At 65.2% G+C, this 21,265-nt stretch carries 18 protein-coding genes; 8 read left to right on the top strand and 10 right to left on the bottom strand.

The genetic code is table 11. The features are described from left to right. From lpdA to J0L98_RS16910, 3 genes are all read left to right on the top strand, one after another. A partial coding sequence (gene lpdA / locus J0L98_RS16900; protein ID WP_296413000.1) for a dihydrolipoyl dehydrogenase occupies window positions 1-1,296 on the top strand: 1,296 nt, incomplete at its 5' end. Window positions 1,297-1,532: 236 nt separating this feature from the next. After that, on the top strand, window positions 1,533-2,750 hold the full coding sequence (locus J0L98_RS16905) for a SpoIIE family protein phosphatase (RefSeq protein ID WP_296413001.1): 1,218 nt from the start codon (window positions 1,533-1,535) through the stop codon (window positions 2,748-2,750). Between the two features lie 129 nt (window positions 2,751-2,879). Then, window positions 2,880-3,260 (top strand): MmcQ/YjbR family DNA-binding protein, encoded by a 381-nt coding sequence (locus J0L98_RS16910; RefSeq protein ID WP_296413002.1) that lies wholly within the window; start codon window positions 2,880-2,882, stop codon window positions 3,258-3,260. A gap of 48 nt (window positions 3,261-3,308) precedes the next feature. Here J0L98_RS16910 and J0L98_RS16915 read toward each other — a convergent pair whose 3' ends face one another. The 4 genes from J0L98_RS16915 to J0L98_RS16930 form a co-directional block, all read right to left on the bottom strand. Next, window positions 3,309-6,317 carry an EAL domain-containing protein gene (locus J0L98_RS16915; RefSeq protein WP_296413003.1) on the bottom strand — a complete coding sequence of 1,003 codons (3,009 nt, stop codon included), beginning with the start codon at window positions 6,315-6,317 and terminating at the stop codon, window positions 3,309-3,311. Window positions 6,318-6,343: 26 nt separating this feature from the next. After that, the gene (locus J0L98_RS16920) at window positions 6,344-7,387 is read right to left on the bottom strand and encodes a cytochrome-c peroxidase (protein WP_296413004.1); all 1,044 of its coding nucleotides are present in this window, start codon (window positions 7,385-7,387) and stop codon (window positions 6,344-6,346) included. A 192-nt stretch (window positions 7,388-7,579) separates the two neighbouring features. Further along, window positions 7,580-8,722, bottom strand: a complete 1,143-nt coding sequence (locus J0L98_RS16925) for an ABC transporter substrate-binding protein (protein WP_365954980.1) — start codon at window positions 8,720-8,722, stop codon at window positions 7,580-7,582. Between the two features lie 63 nt (window positions 8,723-8,785). After that, complete coding sequence (locus J0L98_RS16930; protein WP_296413005.1) at window positions 8,786-10,546, bottom strand: FAD-dependent monooxygenase; 1,761 nt, start codon at window positions 10,544-10,546, stop codon at window positions 8,786-8,788. A 228-nt stretch (window positions 10,547-10,774) separates the two neighbouring features. Here J0L98_RS16930 and J0L98_RS16935 point away from each other — a divergent pair, with 228 nt between their 5' ends. Continuing rightward, window positions 10,775-11,452 carry a GntR family transcriptional regulator gene (locus tag J0L98_RS16935; protein WP_296413006.1) on the top strand — a complete coding sequence of 226 codons (678 nt, stop codon included), beginning with the start codon at window positions 10,775-10,777 and terminating at the stop codon, window positions 11,450-11,452. 45 nt (window positions 11,453-11,497) lie between these two features. Further along, window positions 11,498-11,791 (top strand): hypothetical protein, encoded by a 294-nt coding sequence (locus tag J0L98_RS16940; protein WP_296413007.1) that lies wholly within the window; start codon window positions 11,498-11,500, stop codon window positions 11,789-11,791. On the opposite strand, the gene J0L98_RS16945 is transcribed toward J0L98_RS16940, so the two are convergent. From J0L98_RS16945 to J0L98_RS16970, 6 genes are all read right to left on the bottom strand, one after another. After that, window positions 11,780-12,553, bottom strand: a complete 774-nt coding sequence (locus J0L98_RS16945) for a hypothetical protein (protein ID WP_296413008.1) — start codon at window positions 12,551-12,553, stop codon at window positions 11,780-11,782. The two genes, J0L98_RS16940 and J0L98_RS16945, sit on opposite strands and share 12 nt — an antisense overlap. 277 nt (window positions 12,554-12,830) lie before the next feature. Continuing rightward, the gene (locus J0L98_RS16950) at window positions 12,831-13,154 is read right to left on the bottom strand and encodes a hypothetical protein (protein ID WP_296413009.1); all 324 of its coding nucleotides are present in this window, start codon (window positions 13,152-13,154) and stop codon (window positions 12,831-12,833) included. A gap of 36 nt (window positions 13,155-13,190) precedes the next feature. Next, window positions 13,191-14,930 carry a DUF3373 family protein gene (locus tag J0L98_RS16955; protein ID WP_296413010.1) on the bottom strand — a complete coding sequence of 580 codons (1,740 nt, stop codon included), beginning with the start codon at window positions 14,928-14,930 and terminating at the stop codon, window positions 13,191-13,193. A gap of 33 nt (window positions 14,931-14,963) precedes the next feature. Then, window positions 14,964-15,554 carry a cytochrome b/b6 domain-containing protein gene (locus J0L98_RS16960; protein WP_296413011.1) on the bottom strand — a complete coding sequence of 197 codons (591 nt, stop codon included), beginning with the start codon at window positions 15,552-15,554 and terminating at the stop codon, window positions 14,964-14,966. 15 nt (window positions 15,555-15,569) lie between these two features. After that, window positions 15,570-17,171, bottom strand: a complete 1,602-nt coding sequence (locus J0L98_RS16965) for a tetrathionate reductase family octaheme c-type cytochrome (RefSeq protein WP_296413012.1) — start codon at window positions 17,169-17,171, stop codon at window positions 15,570-15,572. 237 nt (window positions 17,172-17,408) lie between these two features. Beyond that, on the bottom strand, window positions 17,409-18,608 hold the full coding sequence (locus tag J0L98_RS16970) for an MFS transporter (protein ID WP_296413013.1): 1,200 nt from the start codon (window positions 18,606-18,608) through the stop codon (window positions 17,409-17,411). Window positions 18,609-18,810: 202 nt separating this feature from the next. On the opposite strand from J0L98_RS16970, the gene J0L98_RS16975 reads away from it, so the two are divergent. From J0L98_RS16975 to J0L98_RS16985, 3 genes are all read left to right on the top strand, one after another. Then, the gene (locus J0L98_RS16975) at window positions 18,811-19,521 is read left to right on the top strand and encodes a helix-turn-helix transcriptional regulator (RefSeq protein WP_296413014.1); all 711 of its coding nucleotides are present in this window, start codon (window positions 18,811-18,813) and stop codon (window positions 19,519-19,521) included. Window positions 19,522-19,840: 319 nt separating this feature from the next. Beyond that, window positions 19,841-20,989 carry a cytochrome c peroxidase gene (locus tag J0L98_RS16980; RefSeq protein ID WP_296413015.1) on the top strand — a complete coding sequence of 383 codons (1,149 nt, stop codon included), beginning with the start codon at window positions 19,841-19,843 and terminating at the stop codon, window positions 20,987-20,989. Window positions 20,990-21,036: 47 nt separating this feature from the next. Beyond that, the coding region (locus J0L98_RS16985; protein ID WP_296413016.1) for a hypothetical protein at window positions 21,037-21,265 on the top strand (229 nt) is incomplete at its 3' end.

Below are 21,265 nucleotides of genomic sequence, written 5' to 3' on the forward strand. Positions count from 1 at the left end.
TGCATCCCGTCCAAGGCCCTGCTACACGTGGCCGCCGTGATCGACGAAGCCGAACACGCCTCCGTGGCCGGCGTCAGCTTCGCCAAGCCCAGCGTCGACGTGAACGCCCTGCGCGCCCACAAAGACAAGGTCGTCGGCAAGCTCACCGGCGGCCTCGCCGGCATGGCCAAGGGCCGCAAGGTCGACATCATCCGCGGCTACGGCAGCTTCCTCGACCCGCACCACCTCGAAGTCGAAGAAACCACCGGCAGCGCCCAGGACAAGACCGGCGGCAAGAAGGTCGTCAAGTTCAAGAACTGCATCATCGCCGCCGGCTCCGCCGCGGTGCATCTGCCCTTCATCCCGCGTGACCCGCGCATCGTGGACTCCACCGGCGCCCTCGAACTGCGCTTCGTGCCGGCCAAGATGCTGGTCATCGGCGGCGGCATCATCGGCCTCGAAATGGCCACCGTCTATTCCACCCTCGGCGCCCGCGTCGACGTGGTGGAAATGATGGACGGCCTGATGCAAGGCCCCGACCGCGACGCCGTCAAGGTCTGGGAAAAGCAGAACGCCAGCCGCTTCGACAAGATCATGCTGAAGACCAAGACGGTTGGCGTGGATGCCCGTGAAGACGGCCTCTACGTCACCTTCGAAGGCGAAGGTGCCCCCACCGAGCCGGTCAAGTACGACATGATCCTGCAGTCGGCGGGCCGCGCGCCCAACGGCAAGAAGATCGGCGCCGAGAAGGCCGGCGTCATCGTTGGCGAGCGCGGCTTCATCCCGGTGGATGCGCAGATGCGCACCAACGTGCCGCACATCTTCGCCATTGGTGACATCGTCGGCCAGCCCATGCTCGCCCACAAGGCCGTGCATGAAGCCCACGTGGCCGCCGAAGTCGCCGCCGGTCACAAGGCCGCCTTCGACGCCACCGTGATCCCCGGCGTCGCCTACACCCATCCCGAAGTGGCCTGGGTCGGCTACACCGAAGCCCAGGCCAAGGCCGAAGGCAAGAAGGTGGAAACCGCCAAGTTCCCGTGGGCTGCCAGCGGCCGCGCCATCGCCAACGGCGCCGACTACGGCTTCACCAAGCTGATCTTCGATGCGGAAACCCACCGGGTCATCGGCGGCACCATCGTCGGCCCCTCCGCCGGCGACATGATCGGCGAAGTGTGCCTGGCCATCGAGATGGGCGCGGATGCGGTGGATATCGGCAAGACCATCCACCCCCACCCGACCCTCGGCGAGACCGTCGGCATGGCCGCCGAAGTGGCCCATGGTAGCTGCACCGACGTGCCTCCGGCCCGCAAGAAGTAAGCACGTAAAGAACCCTGTTGTAGCGTTGTTTCAGGCGGCCTTCGGGCCGCCCTTTTTTTGGGGCTTCCCCCCCAACGGAGGCGGTTCTCTCTCGGCTTACAGTCACGATCCCGCCAGGCCGGCGACTGCGGAGGGTGCGCCCGGACCTTGACCCCGGGGGCAAAAGATCAACGCCACAGCGCCGTAAACGGATTGCGCAAACGCTCACCCGTCTGATCGACCCAAGGAGAACTTCCATGTCGCCCCAGCCCACCGCCACGGAACACGGCCAGGCCACCAACTTTGCGGTCACCCTCATGGAGCATCTGGTGGTGCCCACCTTCGTGCTTGACGCGGAACAGCGAGTGCTCATCTGGAACCAGGCCTGCGAGCGCCTCACCGGCATTGCGGCTCGTGAAGTCATCGGCACCCGGGATCACTGGCGGGCTTTCTACTACAGCCCCCGGCCCTGCCTGGCCGATCTGGTGGCACGCAACGACTGGTCGCTGATCGACAAGCTCTACACCACCCATGATGAGCCCAACACGCCTGCCCACGGGGTGCATGCCGAAAACTGGTGCGCCATGCCCCGCCGCAACAAACAGCTCTATCTGGTGGTGGATGCCGGCCCGGTGTTTGACGAAGCCGGCAAGCTGATTGCGGTGGTGGAGACCCTGCGGGACAACACCGAGAACAAGCTCGTCCAGATCAAGGTGAGCGAACAAGCCAGTCTGCTCCAGCACCACTATGACGAGCACGAGCGCGAAGCGAAGATGGCTCGGCACATCCTCAACCACCAGATCCGTACCGACCTCATCCGTCAGGTGGGAATCCAGTACGCGGTGATGCCCGCCACCCACTTTTCGGGCGACCTGATCCTTGCCGCCCGTTCGCCGGACGGTCGCCTCCACGCCCTGCTGGCAGACGCCACCGGCCACGGACTGGCGGCTGCGGTGAGCGCGCTGCCGGTGGTACAGGAGTTCTACCGCCTCGTGGAGCAGAACGAATCGCTACCCGGCATCATCGAGTCCATCAACTTCGTGCTTGCCACCTCGCTGCCCGCAGGACGCTTCGTGGCCGCCGGACTGGTGAGCCTCGACGAGGCAAACCACAGTGGCGAAGTCTGGGTGGGCGGCATCCCCGGCGTGCAGATGCTCGACGATGCCGGCCACATCGTGCGCCGCTTCGAGTCCCACAATCTTCCCCTTGGGGTCACCCGCGACGCCGAGGGCATCAAGACCGTCGAGCGCTTCACCTGGGCCGAGCCTACCCGGCTGGTGATGCTTTCCGACGGTGTCGTCGAGGCCACCGGCCCCACGGGCGAAGCCTTTGGCGAAGCACGTTTGGCCGGCAGCCTTGCCGTCCGCCGCGGCGACGACCTGATCGCCCATCTTCGAGCCGCGCTCGCTGCTCACCTGGACACCGTCCCGGCCCACGATGACATCTCGATTCTCGTGATTGACTGCCCGGTTTGATCGTGGTGATCCCGCTTTGATTTTCTGCTACACCAACCTAAGACGCTCCGCCGGACGAAGCCGGGCGGCGCATCGAACAGGGATCGCATCCACCGACACCAAAGCCTCGCCACCACGCATCCGAAGCCCATGACACCCACCCAGGTCGCAGAACTCTGCCTTCAGCTTCCCGGCGCCCACGAGTCCATCAAGTGGAGCAACAACCGGGTGTTTTCGATTGCCGACAACAAGATGTTCGCCCTCCTGAGCTTTCCGGCCAAAGGACGCGAAAGCCTGGCTTTCAAGGTGGACAACGATCTGTTTCTCGCCTTCACCGACCGGCCCGGCATCCGCCCGGCGCCTTACCTGGCACGCGCCCGCTGGGTCTCGATGGAAGCGCCCTTTCCCTTGCCCGACGTCGAGTTGCGCGCCGCTCTGATCCGATCCCACCAGCTGGTGGTGATGCGATTGGCCCGGTATCGCCAGGCGGCATTCCGGGTAGTGGAGGACGACGTCGCCCCAGGGGGATGAGACGGTCGGCAGGCAGCACGCAGGTGCGCCGCCCCAGGCCCGGCCTGGCTAGCCTTCCCGTGGAACCGCGATGACCTTCTGCAGCGCCCACAGGGCAGCCAGCACCGCATCCCGGCTGGCGATGAGTTCGGGCAGGCAGCGGCGGGCCTCATCGTTGCGACCATCACGCCAGAGTTGGTCCATGCGCTCGGCCAGGGCATGGACCTGACGGTGCGGCGCATCAAGCGCCCCGTACTGGGCGTGGCCCGCATAGCGGGAACGGCCCACCGTGTCATACCAGATACCGAACTGGCAACGGCGGTGATCCTCCAGGTGCTGCTGGGGTACGGGCAGGCCCTCGTTGGCCGCGTAGACCAGCTGGGCAACCCAGTTGCGGTGCTCGACGGCGGCGATGAAGAGCGGGTAATCGGCCACCTGCCAGGCCAGGCCCGCAATCTCCATCCAGCCGGGGTCGGGGCGCCAGGCCTGCAGCCAGGCCGGCAGCGCGTCGGCCGGCATCGGCCGGGCGATGCCATAGCCCTGGGCCAGATCGCAGTTGAGCTGCATCAGCAGCCGGCCGTGCTCGGGGGTCTCCACCCCCTCGGCGATCAGTCGGCGCTGAAAGGCCTTGGCCAGACCGATCACCCCTTGCACGATGATGAGGTTGTTGTGATCGCTGAGGATCTCCCGCACAAAGCTCTGGTCGATCTTGATGGTCTCGGCGGGCAGGCGCTTGAGGTAGGTAAGGGATGAATAGCCCGTGCCAAAATCATCGAGGGAAAAGCCCACCCCCAGGGCCCGGCAGTCATCGATGACCTTCGAGGTCTTGACCACATCTTCCAGGGCCGCCGTCTCCAGGAGCTCCAGCTCCAGATGGGGCGCTATCCCAGGGTAAGGAAGCAACTGCGCCTTGAGCTTCTGCACGAAATCCGGGGACTGTAGCTGCCGGCTCGCCACATTGACGCCCACCCGCAGCACCAGCCCCAACTCCCGCCAGCGCGCCAGCTGGGCCAGGGCCTCCTCGATCACCCAATCCCCCAACCGGACGATCAGATCATCGTCCTCGATCTGGGGCAGGAACTCGTTGGGTGCCACCAGGCCCCGCTCCGGGTGATTCCAGCGAATCAGCGCCTCCACCCCCATCACCTTGCCCGCCCGCATATCCACCTGGGGCTGGTAGTGCAGCACGAAGGCCTTGTCCCGCAGTGCCTCGCGCAGGTGCGCCACCAGGTCGTAGCGGGAACGCATGCTGTGGTCGAGCGCGGGACTGAATAGCTGGTATCCGTTCTTGCCCGCCTGCTTGGCCAGATACATGGCCTGGTCCGCATGGCGCAGCAAGGTGTCCGAATCGCTGCTGTCTTTCGGGAACAGCGTCACCCCCACGCTCGCTGACACCGCAGCCGGTTCCGGCAGACAGGCGAGGGGCTGGGCGATCTGCACCAGGAAGCGCTGGATGGCCTCGTGGCATTCCGCCTCACCGTGCAGACCGAGCAACAGAAGTACGAACTCGTCGCCCCCCAGGCGGGCCACCGTGTCGCCGCCGCGCAGGGCAAGACGCAGGCGGCGGGCGATCTCCACCAGCACATGGTCGCCGGCCTCGTGCCCCCACTTGTCGTTGATCGGTTTGAACCCGTCCAGATCGAGGTAGCACACGGCCAGCAGGGAACCGGAACGATGGGCCTGGGCCGTGGCCTGTTCGAGCCGGTCCACCAGCAGGGCGCGGTTGGGCAATTCGGTCAGGGCATCGTAATAGGCCATCTTGGTGAGCTGGCGCTCCTGGGCCTTCAGCCGGCGGATGTCGGCAAACACGGCAACATAGTTGGTGAGCTCGCCCGACACCCCGTCGCGCACGGCGGAGATCGACAGGAGCTCAGGATAGATCTCGCCATACTTGTTGCGATTCCAGATCTCCCCGTGCCAGCCGCCGTCCTGGGCAATGCTCCGCCACATGGCCTCATAGAAGGCCTGATCGTGGCGCCCCGACTTGAGCACCCGTGGATTGCGGCCGATGACCTCGCTGCGCGCCCACCCGGTGATGCGCGAAAAGGCCGGATTCACATCAAGGATATTGCCCCGGGCATCGGTCAGGGTGATGCCATCGTGGGCACTTTCAAAGGCAGTGGCATGCAGCCTGAGCCGCTTCTCCGCAGCCTGCTGGGCCGCAAAACGCGCAGACAGCTCCCGGTGCGCAGCCTCCAGAGAGCGGCGTGCCCGAGCAAGACGCACGAAGGTCAGGGCGAGGTAAGCCGCCAGCGCCACCATCAGCGCATATAGCAAGGTCCGATAACGCGCTGCCAGGTCGAGGGCCTGCCCATGGCCCGCCGTGTAGTCACGGCTGAGGGCCTCCAACTGGTCGCGGGTGGGCAGCGCGAAGATGTCGGCCATCAGCCGGTCCACTGCGCTCATGCGTACCTGGATCACCTCGCCGTGGCGCTGCAAGTTTTGCACCCGCTCGTCGTGCGCCCCGCGCCTGCCGACGGTCGCCTCGGTCATGCGCACCGCCGCCAACTGCTCGGCAGCCTTGACGAGCGCCGCCTGACTACCCTCATCGGGCGACCGGGCAAACACCAGCACGCTCCGCACGTAGCGGCTGATCGCCTGGCGCTCCGCCATGCTCAAGGGCGGCTCCAGGCGCTCATCAAGCAGACTCGCCGATGCGGTTGGCAGGTAGGCCAGGGAATTGCGCAACACCGACTCGTTGCGCTTGAAATCATCCACCGCCTGGGCCTTGCGCTGCAGGCTGGCCAACAGTGCATCCGCTGCAGCGGCCACTGCATCCCGCGGCACCGCCGCCAGGTAGGTGGGCACCTGGCGCGCCAAGGCGACCCGGCGGCGAGCCTCTTCGGTATAGCGGGTCAAGGCATCGTAGTTGCGGGAGAACTCGAGGCGATTGGCCAACAGCTCGCCGTCGATGCGCGCGTCCAGCTCCCGCAGGTCACGCAGGAGCTGCGCGTAGGCAAAATGCTGCTCCGAATCGACGGCTTCGGCACGCATGAAGAGGCCGGCGAGCACAAGTATCAGGGCGAGGGCCCCCGCCACGATCCCCAGGCGCAGGCTTTGCCGCAACGGCGGCTGCACGGCGGTGCCCTCCGGATCCGGTCCAGTCATTGGAACTCACGCCCCTGCCACTCACCAGTGAGCGCCCCCAGGAACGCCCTGAGCGCCGCCACATCGGCCGGCTCCAGCTCACGCCCCAACTGATAACGCCCCATCAACACGATGGCCTCATCGAGCGTGTCCGCGGAACCATCATGAAAATACGGCGGTGTCACCGCCACATTGCGCAGGCTGGGCACTTTGAACACGTGGCGGTCTTCTTCGCGCCCAGTGACGTTGAAACGCCCCAGATCGGCCGGGTTGACGGCTTTGCCTGCAAAATAATCGGCCATCACGCCAAAGCGCTGGAACATGTTTCCGCCCAGCAAGGCGCCCTGATGGCAGCTCGCACAACCGAAATCCTGGAACCGCTGATAGCCCTCCTGCTCCAGCGTACCGAGCGCCGCCGACTCGCCCCGCAGGAATCGGTCGAAGCGGCTTTCGGTCAACAGGCTGCGCTCATAGGTGGCAATCGCATCGACGATGCGCTCGCCGGTCATCGCCTGCCCCGGATACACCTGGGCAAAGGCGTCAATGTAGCTTGCGTCCTGCCCCAGCTTGGCCAGCACCTGCGGCCAGTTGGAGGCCATCTCGACGGGGTTGTGCACCGGCCCCGCCGCCTGTTCTTCCAGCGTGGACGCCCGTCCGTCCCAGAACTGGGCAATAGCCAGCGCGGCGTTGAATACCGTCGGCGCATTGACGTTGCCGAGGGCTCCGCCCACGCCCACTGGGACGCGCCGATGGTCGGCACCGCCCCGCGCAAGCTCGTGGCAACTGGCGCAGGAGATGGAATTGTCGGCGGAAAGCCGGGGCTCGAAGAACAGGCGCTCACCCAGCGCCCGCTTAGCCTCGGACACCGGCGGTGGCGCCGGCAGGGGTTGAAAGCGCGGACGGCTGGCGTGCGGGCCGGCCGTCACCGAAAGATTCGGAAGGCCGTTGTACTGCATGGCATGCTGCCGCTCCCGCTCACGATCCATCTGGTCGGACCACCACCAGAACGCCGCCGCAGCACTGACAGCGGCGGCAATCGCGACGAAGCGCAATGCCCCCATGATCACACCGATGCCCCGCAATCCCCGTATGGCCGAACTTTAGCGACGGGACACGCCGATTATGGAAGCACCGGCAGGCTAAGGCAATGAAACGGACGCGGCGGGCGTTGACGAGGATCAGGACAAGCCGTCATTTCCACCGCAAGGGCTCATCAAGTGCTGAGGGTACCCCAAGGCGTGGTGCGGACCAGCCTACTTCACGAGCTTCCACTTGCCCCCCGCCACCTCGATCAGCACGGCAGACTTGGGATCGTAGCCACCGTGATCTTCGGCGCTCATGGTATAGGTGCCGTTGGCGCCCACCACCCGGGTGGTCTTCTCCAGCGCAGCGCGCAGGCTCTCGCGGAACTCCGGGCTGCCCGGCCGGGCGCTCTTCAGGGCGGTGTTGAGGGCGCCCTCCAGGATCAGCCAGCCATCCCACGAGGCCCCGGCAAAGCTGGAGCGGGACTCCGGCCCGTACTTGGCCTCCAAGGCCTTGTCGAAGGCCAGCCCGGCCTGCTTGTTGGGGTGAGCGTCGGGCAACTGTTCGGCCACCAGCACCGGCGCCACGGCCAGGCGGGCGCCCTCCACGGCCTTGCCGCCGACCCGCAGGAAGTCCTTGTTGGCGACGGCGTGGGAATGGTAGATCGGACCGGCATAGCCGCGATCCCGCAGGGTGGTGTGGGGCATCACCGCCGGGGTGCCGGAGCCGCCGACGAACACAGCGTCGGGCTTGGCGGCCACCAGCTTGAGGGCCTGGGCGGTCACGCTGTTGTCGGTGCGCCCGAAGCGCTCGGTGGCGACGATGCGGATTCCGGCGGCCTCGGCCGTCTTGGTCAGGCCCTTGAGCAGCAGCTCGCCCCAGGAGTCCGAAAAGCCGATGAAGGCCACCGTCTTGACGCCGCGCTCCTTCATGTCGGCCACCACCCGGCCCACCATCACGTCGGCCAGGGGCTCCACGCGGAAAGCCCACTTGTGCTTCTCCGGCGGCACCACGATGGGCGCCTGCGACAGCAGGGGCACCTTCTTTTCGTTGGCCACGTCGGCGATGGCCAGACCGGAGGTGATCAGGTTGGGCCCGAAGAACACATCCACATTGTCCTCACCCGCCAGCTTGCGGGCGTTCTTGACGGCGTTGGTGGGGTCGGTGGCGTCGTCGAGGACGATGTAGTTGATCTTCTCCTTGCCGATCATCTTTGGCATCAGCTCGATGGATTTGCGGGTCTCCAGACCCAGCGAGGCCGCCGGCCCGGTCAGGGAAAAGATGACGCCGACGTTAATGTCGGCCCAGGCCTGGCCTACGGCCAGGGCCATGGCGGCGGCCAGGATGGGCTTGCGGAAGTGGTGCATGTTCATGGTGTCTCCTCTGTTCTTGTGATGGGTGGGGTGTTGCGTGAAGAAAGTGCGGGACGCCTGTTGCTAGAGAAGACGCTTGTCCAGTACGGCGCCAAGGGCAGTGGCCAACAGCTCGCGTGCTTCGGCCACATCGGCAGGCGGCTCGGCATGACGCCATGCCACATACCCGTCCGGGCGCACCAGCAGGGCACCGGCCTCGGGAAGCTCGCGTATGCGTTGCCAGCCGCAGTAAGGGTCGGCCGCGCCCGGCTGGCCGATCACCACCGCCCGTAGATAAGGAAGATCCAGCTCATGGACCGCATCAGACCACGCACCGCCGGCCAATCCGGTGACCAGGGAGAAGCCGCCCTTGCCCGTCACATCCAGGGTGGATACGCGTATCCCGCGCTTGTCCACCAACCAGGCATGGGGAATCTTGGCCCCCGGGCGGGTGGTGGGCTGGAGATGGAGCTGCGGATCACGCCGCCACACCTCCTCGCCAGCGGCCGGGTCGGGCATCACGGCCCGCGACACGTAACGCTGGTTCATCTCCACGCCCTGGGCGTTGAATTCGGTGTTCTTCAGCGCCAGCGCCGCCTCCGCGGCCTGTCGCGCTGCCACGCCTTCCGGCCCCGGGTCCTTGAAGCGGGCGATGCCGGCGGCCACCGGATTGTCGGCGCCTTCAACGCGGAAGGCCGCCTTGAGGGGAGCGTAGTCGAGGCGCGACTGGTTGGCCCGGGTGACGATCTGCCGGCCCACCGGCGCCCGCTCGGCGCTGTAGCTGTCGAGCAGGCCGGGGCCGGCATCGCCCTTGATGACATAGGCGAGCTTCCAGGCCAGGTTGAAGGCGTCCTGCACGCAGGTGTTGAGGCCCAGGCCGCTGGACGGCGGGTGGCGGTGCACCGCATCCCCGCCGCAGAACACCCGCCCCCGGCTGTACTCGGTGGCATAGGCCTGGTTCACGTACCACACGGAGGTGCGCTCTATCTCCACCTCCAGCGCCGGGTCGCCCACCAGGGTGCGGATCCGGTCGAGGAGTAGCGCAGGGTCGAGATCGGGCTCGCCCCGGGAGATGTCGAAACCCCAGCCGGCAATCCAGCGATCCCACGGGCGCACGGCCCGCAGCAGGCCCATCCCGATCTCGCCGAAGCTGGCGCTCGGGGTGACGATCCAGTGCAGGATGCTTGGGCGGTGGGCCACGTAGCGGCTCAGGTCGGCCTTGAAGATCACATACACCGTGCCGGCCCGGGCCAGATGGCCCTCGATGTTGAGGCCCAGCTCATCCACCACCTTCGACTTGGCCCCGTCGGCACCGATCAGGTAGCGCGCCCGCAGTGTGTATTCGCGCCCGGTGAGGCGATCCCGGAGCATGGCCGTGACGCCCTCCCCGTCCTGCTGGTGGGACAGGTATTCGGTGTTGAAGGAGAAGTGCGCGCCGCGCTCGGCCGCATTCTTGAAGATCACCGGCTCGATCAGCGGCTGGGGAATGTCCTGCAGGCCACAGGGGCTGCCCTGCAGGTAGTCGCCCTTGCGTTCGTCGCCCGTACCCCAGGTGCGCAGGCGCACCAGCTCTTCCCCCGCCAGGCTGGTGGTGAACAGAGTGTCGCCCATCTGCTCCCAGGGCGTGGCGTACTTGATGGCCTCGTCCTCGATGCCCAGGTCGCGCAGCACTTCCATGGTGCGCTGGTTGGTGATGTGGGCCCGCGGCGTGTCGGCTAGCCAATGGGTGCGCGACACGAGATGGACGCGCACGCCCTGGGTCGCCAGGGCCAGGGCGGCCGTACCGCCGGTGGGGCCGGAGCCGATGATCAATACGTCGGTGTCGAAATCTGCGCTGGTTTCCACGCCAGGGGTCTCCTCGCCGCTCGTGGCGGGCTGATGGGGGTCGATGAAGTGCGGCCTTGATGGAACGGCACTCTACAGCGCTTGCATGCTAGCATGCAAGCACAAGAGCCAGACCGCTGCCCCCCAACCGACGGCCCCGGCGCCCCGACGCCCTTAGCCGCCAGATCACCCCGGGCGAGGGTGATACCATCCGCCCGCACCCACCCAACCGCATCCGGACGCACGCCCATGGCCAAGAAGAACTACATCTACCAGGAGATCCTCGAGCGCCTGTTTACGTGCCAGTACCGCTTTGGCGACCGTATCCTGGTCAAAGAGATCGGCGAGGAGATGGGGGTCAGCCGGCACCCCATCATGACCGCGCTGTACCGCCTGCAGGAACGGGGCTTCGTGACCATCACCGCCCAGGTCGGCTGCGAGGTGGTCACACCGACCCCCGAGGCGATCCAGGATTTCTACCGTATGTTTGCGCTTACCGAAGGCTTGATCGCCGAGCTTGCCGCCAGCCGGGCCAGCGCCGCCGACATCAGCCGCCTGCGCCTCATCAACGACCAGATCCACGCCCTCGACGCCACCCGCAGCGCCAACGCCGACGAATACCGGCGGCTCAATGTGGACTTCCACACCCAGCTCCATGCCATGGCGAAGTCACCCCTTCTATGCAACCGGCAGCTGGCCAACTTCGAACTGTCGGATTTCTTCATCGTGCAGACCTGTGGCTTTAGCGCCCACCTGGGGCTGGTGGCCGATGAGCACGATGCGGTCATCGATGCCATCGTCGCCCGGCAGCCGGAAGCGGCCAGACAGGCGGCCCGGGAGCACATCGAGAGCGTGTCCCGCAGCGTCGCGGCAGCGCTGGACAAAGCCGCCGAGGGCGACGAAGGCAGCGCAGACAAGGCCCCCTGACCCATCAGGCCGCGGGGTATGCTGCCGATTGGAGGTCAATGCCCCGTGCCCCGCGCCACCCCGCTGCTCCTCGCCACAGCACTCGTCCTGTGTAGCTGCATCTTCGTTCCGCGCACAACCCAGCGCTACGACCCCGCCTGCGGCCTCACCGAGCGCCACATGACCCTCGACGCCTACCAAGTCGGTGCCTTCGGCGGCTGCCGCAATGAAGGCTGCGCCGAACTCCTCGTCCTCGCCGGCGCCGTCTCGGCCGCGAGCCTGGTAGTGTCGGGCAGCGTGGTCGTGGTCGGGGAAGTGGTGTACTGGCTGGAAGCGAAGGGGCGCTGCTTAGCCCGGTAGGGAAGCCGGGGCCGCTGAGCCGGTCCGCGGACGGGTGGCCCGCCAGGCGATCAGGCCGGCCAGCCCCACCAGCAGGCCGGTACCGGGCTCGGGCACCGACTGGGTGATCGGCGTCCCGACGATTTCATACACGGCCGTGTTGAGGAAGGTCTCGGTGGTCACCGTGGTCCGCAGCAGGTAATCGGCAATGCCGGCAGAAGTCAGCAGAACCGTGTCGCCGGCGGCAACGAAGACGTCGCCGAAATCCACGGTGCAATCGAAGGAGACCCCTTTCACCAACGCCACGCAGCCAAACTGGGCCGAATTGATATGGAAGAGCTCTTCACCCACCAGCTCGACCGTCTCCACCCAAAGCACTTCCTCCCCCGTCTTGACCTCCGAAACCGTCGATGACGAGTTGCTCAGGACCCGGCTGCTGGAGGTGAGCGTGGGACCGGAAAAGGACAGCGGATTGACGGACGCTGCGGCCAGGATGCTTCGGGTCGTGGCAAACGCTGCCTGAACGGCCGCATCACCGAAAGGCAGCACAAACTGAACATTCACCAGCGCCGTCGGGTCGCCGGCCAGGAAGCCCAGCACCTGCGTCGAGTAGGTTTCCACGGTTCGGGTTTCCGCTGCCGTGGTGACACTGTCGACGCGGTGCTCCAGGGTCTTGGCGGTCGTCCCACCCGTGGTCTGCGCGGCGGCAATTCCGGCCTGCCCCAGCAGGGCACCGGCCAGCGCCGACAGCACAAAAGCCTTTCCAATCCGACTATTGAACATCGTGCACTCCGTTTCTTTGGTTGAAGGTAGGTGTGTTCCCCTGCCTCCATGAATCGGAGTGGTGGCCGCCGGGTTGAAGCCCTTCAGCAACATTGATGCCATCTGCACAAGGCCTTCAATTCATGCAGACTTTTCTCCCGCCTTGGCGCGCCGTGTAAATTATTCCGTCATGATTCCGTGAGCGATGCCCAGGGTGCGCTGGCCGCGGCCGTCAGAAAGATGCAGGGGCGGCTCCCCTGGAGCCGCCCCTGCAGGCACGCCGACTGCTTGCCCGAGATCAGCAACCCGCGGTCTTCTTGAAGGACTTGCTTTCGTTCTTGCCGCCCGCATTGTCGTATTTGGCGCGGATCTCGTCGCCCTCGACAATCCGCTTGTCCTTGAACTTGTCGAGGGTGAGATCGTCATTGATATTGATCGTCACGCTGTCACCGGACTTGTTGTCCTTTAGGGTGGCGACGGCCGACTTGCCATCGGACGCCATTTTGATCTTGGTGATGACGCCGACCATCTTCACATCGTCGGCGGCCACCGGCGCACTGAAGGATGCGGCCGAAACAGCAACGACCAAGGAAAGCATGAGCTTGGAAACAAGTGTACGCATGACGGGGTTCCTCTAAGACAAGGGGGCGTGATGCCCTCAGAACTTCACTTCAAAGGTGGCGTAGGCGTTGTACGCGTTGTCGAGCGGCGTGGTGGTCATCATCTGGCCGTTCACATCCGAGATCTTGACGGGGGCGCCTACCCAGTTGTTGCTGCCGGTGTATTGGAAGTCGTAGTACTGGAAGCCAAGACGCACGAAGGTCTTGGCCAGGTGCGACGAGATCGGCCGGCTGTTGAGCTCCTGGATCAGGTAAAGCTCATACACGTTGCCCCGCGTACCGACCTTGGATGTCCACATGTCGGTGGCTGCCGGAGCAAAGGTGATCCAGTTCTTGGAACCGTGGTTGTATTCGAACCCGAGCTTGGTGCGGGAAGGCAAGTCGTAGCGCACACCGAGGGCGATGGCGGTACCGGTCTTGTCGCGGGCCGCCTCGGGGCTGAAGAAGCCGCCGGTGAGCAGCCCCTGGAAGCCGAACTGGGCCGACACATTGTTGTTGGGGTGGGTGATGCTCATGCCCAGGTCGGCGAAATAGTTGAGGTCGCCAACCCCCACCTGCTTGAGTGTGCCCATGGCGCCAAGGCCGTACCAGTCGATATCCCCCAGATTGACCTTGGGCATGGTGTTGCCGTAGTAGGTGTCCTGCATCTTCGGTGCATCGAAGATCTTGAAGCCACGATTCCACTGCATCCACACCCGCAGCGGGTCGGTGTCGATGGGGATGATCGACACGCCGAGCATGTCGGTATCCTGCAAGGAGTTGCCAGGGGTCGAGCGGAAGCCGCTCTCGAAGCCCCTGCCGTAACAGATCTTGCCGTAGGCGCCGGGCAGCGCTTCAATATCGGGCGCCCAGCCGACGGTCATGCCGTCAAAGGCATAGTCCACCAGCAGCGAGGGCGTGCCCCCATTGCCCGGGCGTGGCGCATTGAGGCGCAGGTTGCTCGGCGCCCCATGGGTGGACGGACGGCGGCCCACCGAGAACCAGATGTCCTGATCGGCGATATTGCTCCAGGTGGCAAAGGCGCGATCCACGTTGAGGTAGCTGCTCGACGGGATGTGGCCGAGGGTGCCGTCGAAAACGCCCACCCGGTCGGCAAAGTAAGGCGCTGAGCCGCTGTTGGTAACCGCATCGTCGTCGCCGGCGCCGAAGGTCTTGTACATCACCAGCCGGGCGTTGACGGTCACATCCTGGGTGGCCTTGGCGCTCAGATCGAGGCCGAAGCGATTGGTGTAAAGGGTGTCATTGCGCGGCTTGTAGGCCGGCACCTGGGCAGCGAAATTGCCTAGCGCGCCCATCATGGCGGCATTGGCGCCCATGAAGCCCTGGGCCTGCTGGTAGGTGCGCACGCCCGACATGTTCTGAGCAAACTGCATCAGGCCGGTCAGCGCCGCACCGGTGGCGGGCGTGGGGTTGGCAAAGAACGCGGCCTGGAGCTGCGCCTGGGCATTGGCGAAGGTGGCACTGACATCGGTGAAGGGCTTGGTCTCACCCCACAGACTGTCGGCACGGAACTGGTAGTCACCGCCGATGGTGAGCCAGCGCTCGGACGACTTCTCCTCGGCTTTGCCGACCTTCTCCCTGAGCTCTTCGGTGGCCTCGCGGTTGGCCGTGGTCGCGGCGTTGTTGGCCTCGATCTGGCCCTTCAGGCGGGTGAGCTCCTGGGACAGCGCCTCAATGCGCTTGAGCAGTTCGGCATTGCTTTCGGCTCGGGCCTGGATGGGCAGGAACAGCCCTGCCACCAGGACACCGATCAAGGTTCTGACATGACGTGTTTTCATGACCACTCCCTTTACGCTGCTTTATTGTTTGAATCAGTGATCGTCATCCCACCCGGTGAACATGGCCCGGAAGTGGGCCAGGGGCGTGTGACCGGTGGTGCCGAGGTAGATGTGACCGATCAGAAAGGCCAGCATCAGGAAGGCACCCATCGTGTGCACGGTGGCGATGGTGCCCAGATCGATGCGGTAGCCGGCGGCCGTCAGCTCGTTGTAGAAAAGGTAGGCCAGGCCGGAGAGCCACAACAGCGGCGTCACCACCACGGTCACGCCCAGGTAGGTCTGGGCCTGCATCGGGTTGTGCTTGCGCTCCCGGGTCGGTTTGAAGGGATGGGGCTCCCCCTTGAAGATCCCCACCGCATAGAAGCGGACAATCTTGTCGATGTTCTTCATCGTGGGGATGTATTGCCGCCATTCGCCGGTCGTCAGGTGCCAGAACATGGCAAACACCCATAGCCCGATGAACGCCCATACGCTCAGGGTATGAACCCTGTGGGCCTGTTCGAAGCCGAGCAGGTGGTAGCTGCCGTGAATCTCGAAGCCTGTCAGCAGCATGCCGATGATCAGCACCGCCTGGATCCAGTGCCAGAGGCGCTCGAAGCGGGTGAAGATATAGACGCGTCCCATGATCCCGTCTCCCGTTCAGTGCTTACGCTTGACGAAGCGGATGAGGCCGTGCACCAGCACGCCGGCGAGGATCGCCGCCGAAGCCAGCCAGCCCAGCATATCGATGAGGCGGTTCCCACCACGGCCGGGGATGTAGATGCCCTCGACCTTGTCCAGGCGTCCGCCGCGGGCGTGGCACTCGTTGCAGGCCAGGGCCTTGTCCTTGGGGGCGACCATGTGGGTGATCGGCCACATCGCCACTGTCTCGACGAAATCCACCTTGCCCGAGAAGGGCTTGCCGACCGCCGCCATGCCCGCAGCGATGGCCTTTTCCCAATCCATGTTCTTCCAGTAGGCGGTGTCGTCCTCACCGGCCAGATGGGTCACCACCAGTGTGCGATGGACCGGATCGAAGGGCTGCTTGCCGCGGAAGAGCTTGACCGGCCAGATCATCGATTTACCGTCATCCGGCCCCCCTTCGAAGGTGTTGATGGCAATGGGCTGGCGGCTCTTGTCGATGTCGTCACCCATCAGGGTGTACTTCACCGAACCGTTGAACCACATGTATTCGGGGCGCACGTTCTCTTCGAGCACGAAATCGCCCTTGATGCCGTTGTAGGTCACATGACCATCATCGTTGGTGACCACCAGCGGCTTGCCCTTGGCATCGCGCTTGCCGGCCGTGGACCAGTCCCACGACATCTTGGTGGGCATGTCGCCACGGGCGAAGGCCGGGATATGGCAGGTCTGACAGGCCACCTTGTCGGTGTGGTCATTGAGCTTGGCCATTGAGTGAGGTGCCTGGCCGTGACAGGCCTGGCAAGTGGCCGGATTGGTGCTGTCGGCCTTGCCGCGGATATGGGCGCCGCCCTTGTCCATGGCCGTCGGGGCATAACGGCTGCCCGGCACCTGGTGGCCCTCGGTCTTGTGGCAGGTGGCGCAGGTGAAGTTGTTGCCCTCCGCGTCCATGTGCACGTCCAGGGCCTTGTCCGGGCGATCGAGGGAGCTGTCCAGGTCTCCGTGCTTCACCGCGTCGCCACCGCCACCGTAGAAGTGGCAGGTGCCGCAGGTCTCGCGGCGGGTCTTGCCGACCTTCTGGGCAATCGCCTGGAGATCAATGCCGCGGACGATCTTGCCCGAGCCGGGGGGAAACTCCGTGTCCTTGGTCACCGGATGGCCGGAGAAGCCGGAGGGCTTCTTGTACTTGCCGGTGCTGTCGTGGCACACCAGACAATCCACGTTCTGCTCCGACGCAAAATCGAAGTTCTTGTCGTCAAGCCCGTAGCCGATGTGGCAGCTCGCACAGGCCTTGTAATTGGACGACACGGAGGTGCAGAAATTGTTGATCACGTGGCGCTTGCCGAGCGTCTGCCCGGTGCCGGGATTCACGTACTCCCATTTCCAGTGCTGGGTCTGGTGGATCTGCCTGGCGGCTTCGGTGTGGCAGGTCAGGCAGGCCTTGGTGACCTCGGGGCCCGACTGGAAGGATCGCTGAAGCTCCTTGAACTTGCTGTGGTCAGCAGTCGATCTGAGTAGCGCCGCATCGGACGCCCCCGTTTTTTGATCAACGGCCGAAAAAGCCGACCCCATCACTGCCACTGTCGCCAAGGCGACCCATATCTGCTTGAGCGCCTGCATACGCCCCCCTCTCTTGCGAACCATCCGATGAAGTGGTGCACCGCAAAATCAGTACAGGGCGATTTTAGAATGTTCGTATGTTCGAATATTGATATGTATCAATGGTAGATCCAGCCTGCCGGACAAGCCTGGTCAGGGCGGGACGGATGTCGCAAGCGCGCAACGCAACACATTGCGATTCCCCTCGACGACGCAAGGCAGAAGGAAGGCCCCGGACGCGATGGGCGGGCTATGGCATCAAGCCCGAACGACACGCAAGGCGGTTCCAATGGCGACCACCTGCAGGAGAGCAATGCCGACCAGCACCGTGGTGAAACGCCCCCCGTCCATCAGCCCCCCGAACACCAGTGGTGCCAGGGCCAGGCCAGTGTCCAGGCCCGAATAGACGAAGCCGTACACCCGTCCAAAGGCCCCCTGACCAAAACGGGAAGTTGCAGCACGGCGCACCAGCAGATCCCGGGATGGGCCCGCCAGGCCGGTCAGAAAGCCGATGGACGCCATCAGGCCGACCACGGCAGAGGCCGGCACCCAGCCGCTGGCCAACAGCAGCACCGCCAGCGCCGCCGCCCCCAGGGCGCCGGCAATGACCGCGTCCTGCCGTGCCGAACGGGCCAGGAAGCCCCCGGCCAGGATGCCGACCGCACCGCCGAGCAGGTAGGTGGACAAGGTTGCCGCTGCACCGCCAACGGACATGTCATACAGTCCCTGCATCAGCGGCGCGCCAAAGTTCTGGAAGGCCCCGAAAGCCATGGTGAGCAGGAAAAAGAAGGCAAAGCACATCCACACCGGGCCCACCTTGAGGATCTCGAGGGTCGTCACCGGCCTTCCCGCTGGAACTGCATCACGGCTTTCATCCACCAGATGGCGCCGACCAAGGACGATCAATGCCAGCGCCGGCACCGCCAGCAATCCCGCCGCCAGCGCCGCCACACGCCAACCGGAATGGGCTGCGATACCCGTCATGAAGACCGGCGCGAGGGCCCACCCCAGGTTGCCCGACAAGCCATGCACGGAAAAGGCATGCCCCAGACGCGGCGTCGACACGTTGCGGTTGAGGATGGTGAAGTCGCACGGATGGAAGACGCTGTTTCCCAGCCCCGCGACCGCCGCCACCAGCATCAGGGCGGCAAAGGAATCCGCCTGGGCAAGCAGCACCCCGGCGGCAATGAAGCAGCTGATGCCCGCCGCCAGCACGCGCACCGGTCCAAAACGGTCAACCGCCAAGCCCGACAAGGCTTGCCCCACCCCCGACACCACAAAGAAGACCGTCATGGTGCTGCCGATTCCCACGAAATCCAGGCCGAACTCGGGCATGAGCCAGGGGAAAAGCGGCGGCAACAAGAGATGGAAGAAATGTGACACCCCGTGGGCGAACCCCACCAGGGCAATCACGTAAGCGTCCTGCCGGGGGGGTGCAAGGCTTGCCTGGACGGTCATGGGCGTACTCTCCGTGGCTGCATCATCGGCCCGGCCCGCCGCATTGTTGTATTGAATCAGCCGGAAATCAGCCCGATACTAGCGCTCACCCCGGTGGCTGTATTTCGACAAACTGACAGATATTTGCCCAAACATGCCACTCCCGCACACGCGCCGTTCCTTTGACCCTCTGCCTCGCCGCCCCCCTTCCGCCACGGAACCGGTGACCGTCAACGTCCGCACGCTACCGCCGGACGTGGTCGTCCCCTCCCATCGTCACCCCTGGGCCCAGCTTGCCTATCCGATCCGTGGGGCCATCCGCATCTGCGCCGCCGGCACGGCCTGGATCGTGCCGGCCAACCGTGCCGTGTGGATCCCGCCGGAGATTGACCATGATGTGACGGTCCTTGGCGCCGTGGAGCTGCGCACCCTCTACATCAGTTCCGCCGCCGCCCCCCTGCCCCTGGATGCCTGCACCGTGGTGGACGTGTCTCCCCTGCTACGCGCCCTCTGCGAGACCATTGCCGAGGGGGCAGGCGACACCCGTCATCACCTGATGATGCAGCTGGCACTGGAGGAGATGCGCATCGCGCGCCCCCTATCCCTGGGGCTGCCGCTCCCCCGCGACCGGCGCCTCAAGACCCTCTGCGACGCCCTCATGGCAGACCCCGCCGATGGTCGCGGTCTGGCCGAGTGGGCCGAACAGGTGGGCGCCAGCGAGCGCACCCTGGCCCGGCTCTTCCAGTCCGAGCTGGACACCAGCTTTGGTGCATGGCGCCAGCAGTTGCGTCTGGCCAGGGCCGTGGACGAGATCTCCCGCGGACTACCCGTGGCGCAGGTTGCGGCCACCGTGGGCTATGCCAGCCAGGCCGCCTTTTCCGCCATGTTCTCACGGGCACTGGGCGTACCTCCGAGCCGTTTCGGGGGGCGCTGAACGGGCTCCTCGCTGAGCAAGATCAGCGGCACGCCGGACTCATCGGAAGTCCGCCGCCTTCAGGCAGGTTTCAAACGACTCCATGAATTGACCACATCAAGCCAATGGGTATTGGCCCACACATCTTCCCAACCCTTAAATAATAGTAATTATCATTTGCGAATGAATCTTAGCCGTATTTTACGTTGGCAATCTGCAAGCCAGCCAGGCCCGTTAACGTGCCAAGCCAGCCAATATCCCGCCGCAGCGATGCCCCGCCCGCATCCTGATGCGGCCTGTCAGAAAGCTGTCCATGCACCGTCTTGGCAAAATCGCCTGCATGATCCTGGCCCTTTGTCTCACCGCCTGCGGTGGTGGAGGGAGCGGCAGCTCCGGCACGTCGTCCTCAACCCTGTCGGCCGCCGCACAGGTCGGGGAGAGCCTCTTCAACGACCCCATCCTGTCCAGTACCGGCGCCATGTCCTGCGCCTCCTGTCACGACAAGGCCAACCATCACGCGGCACCGGACACGCGCTCAGTGCCGGCCGGCGCCAATGCCGGCCACGAGGCCGGGCGTCAGGCACCTTCCCTGCAGTATCTCAAGTTCAACACCGCCTTTGCCTTTGCCGGCGACGGCACCCCGACCGGCGCTTTCACCTGGGACGGACGTGCCACGTCACTGGCCGATCAGGTCAGTGGCCCTCTTCTCAACCCCAACGAGATGGCCAACACCAGCATCGACGACGTGGTGGCCAAGCTCAAGCGCTCGGCCCACGCCGCAGCCTTCCGCAAGGTCTTCGGCGACGACATCCTGGAACGGCCGGCCGATGCCTTCGCGCGTCTGCTGTTTGCCCTGCAGCAATACCAGATCGAAGACCCCGACTTCGCCCCCTTCAGCAGCAAATTCGATCTCTGGCAGGCAGGCAAGGCACAGCTGACAAGCGCCGAACTCAAGGGCTGGTCGCTGTTCAACGACCCGAACAAGGGCAACTGCGCCGCCTGCCACGTCAGCACGCCCATCGGCGGCAACCGGCCCCTGTTCACCGACAACACCTTCGACAACCTGGGCGTACCCCGCAACCCCGAGATCAAGGCCAACGCCGACAGCAACTACTATGACCTGGGCCTGTGTGGCCCCACCCGTGCCGACCTGAGCGGCCGCACCGATCTGTGCGGCGCCTTCCGGGTGCCGAGCCTGCGCAATGTGGCCAGGACTGCACCCTACTTCCACAACGGTGCCATCAAGACCCTCACCGACGCGGTGCGCTTCTACGTGCGCCGGGACACCAACCCCGAGGAGTGGTACCCCACCGACGCCAATGGCGTGGTGCTCAAGTTCGATGACCTGCCCCTGGCCTACCACGCCAACGTCAACGTCACCGAAGCCCCCTACAACCGCAAGCCCGGCGACGCCCCCGCGCTGAACGAAAGCGAGATCGCCGATCTGGTCAGTTTCCTCAACACGCTGACCGACGGCTACACGCCCTGAGCCCGCCCCCGCGCCTTCCCTTCAGCCTTGCCCCGGAGTCTGCCCCTATGAAAACCACCCCGATCTGCCTGGCCCTGGCCATGCTCTTCAGTGCCGGCACCAGCCATGCCGCCACCGACGCCAAACTGCTGGCCCGTATCGAACGCATGGCCGCCGAACTGGAGGCCGTCAAGGCAGAGCTGAAGGCCGTCAAGGCCGAAGCGGCCGCGCGGCAGGCCACTCCGGTGGCCGTCGCCGCCCCGGCTGCCACCGTCGCGGCAACGCCTGCAGCGGCGC

Source organism: Zoogloea sp., from assembly GCF_017302315.1.
In the GTDB taxonomy this organism is placed as follows: domain Bacteria; phylum Pseudomonadota; class Gammaproteobacteria; order Burkholderiales; family Rhodocyclaceae; genus Zoogloea.

Coding starts and splice junctions, on each gene's coding strand:
- J0L98_RS16905 (WP_296413001.1), top strand. CDS start 1,533: ATGTCGCCCCAGCCCACCGCCACGGAACACGGCCAGGCCACCAACTTT.
- J0L98_RS16910 (WP_296413002.1), top strand. CDS start 2,880: ATGACACCCACCCAGGTCGCAGAACTCTGCCTTCAGCTTCCCGGCGCC.
- J0L98_RS16920 (WP_296413004.1), bottom strand. CDS start 7,387: ATGGGGGCATTGCGCTTCGTCGCGATTGCCGCCGCTGTCAGTGCTGCG.
- J0L98_RS16925 (WP_365954980.1), bottom strand. CDS start 8,722: ATGAACATGCACCACTTCCGCAAGCCCATCCTGGCCGCCGCCATGGCC.
- J0L98_RS16935 (WP_296413006.1), top strand. CDS start 10,775: ATGGCCAAGAAGAACTACATCTACCAGGAGATCCTCGAGCGCCTGTTT.
- J0L98_RS16945 (WP_296413008.1), bottom strand. CDS start 12,553: ATGTTCAATAGTCGGATTGGAAAGGCTTTTGTGCTGTCGGCGCTGGCC.
- J0L98_RS16950 (WP_296413009.1), bottom strand. CDS start 13,154: ATGCGTACACTTGTTTCCAAGCTCATGCTTTCCTTGGTCGTTGCTGTT.
- J0L98_RS16955 (WP_296413010.1), bottom strand. CDS start 14,930: ATGAAAACACGTCATGTCAGAACCTTGATCGGTGTCCTGGTGGCAGGG.
- J0L98_RS16960 (WP_296413011.1), bottom strand. CDS start 15,554: ATGGGACGCGTCTATATCTTCACCCGCTTCGAGCGCCTCTGGCACTGG.
- J0L98_RS16965 (WP_296413012.1), bottom strand. CDS start 17,171: ATGCAGGCGCTCAAGCAGATATGGGTCGCCTTGGCGACAGTGGCAGTG.
- J0L98_RS16970 (WP_296413013.1), bottom strand. CDS start 18,608: ATGACCGTCCAGGCAAGCCTTGCACCCCCCCGGCAGGACGCTTACGTG.
- J0L98_RS16980 (WP_296413015.1), top strand. CDS start 19,841: ATGATCCTGGCCCTTTGTCTCACCGCCTGCGGTGGTGGAGGGAGCGGC.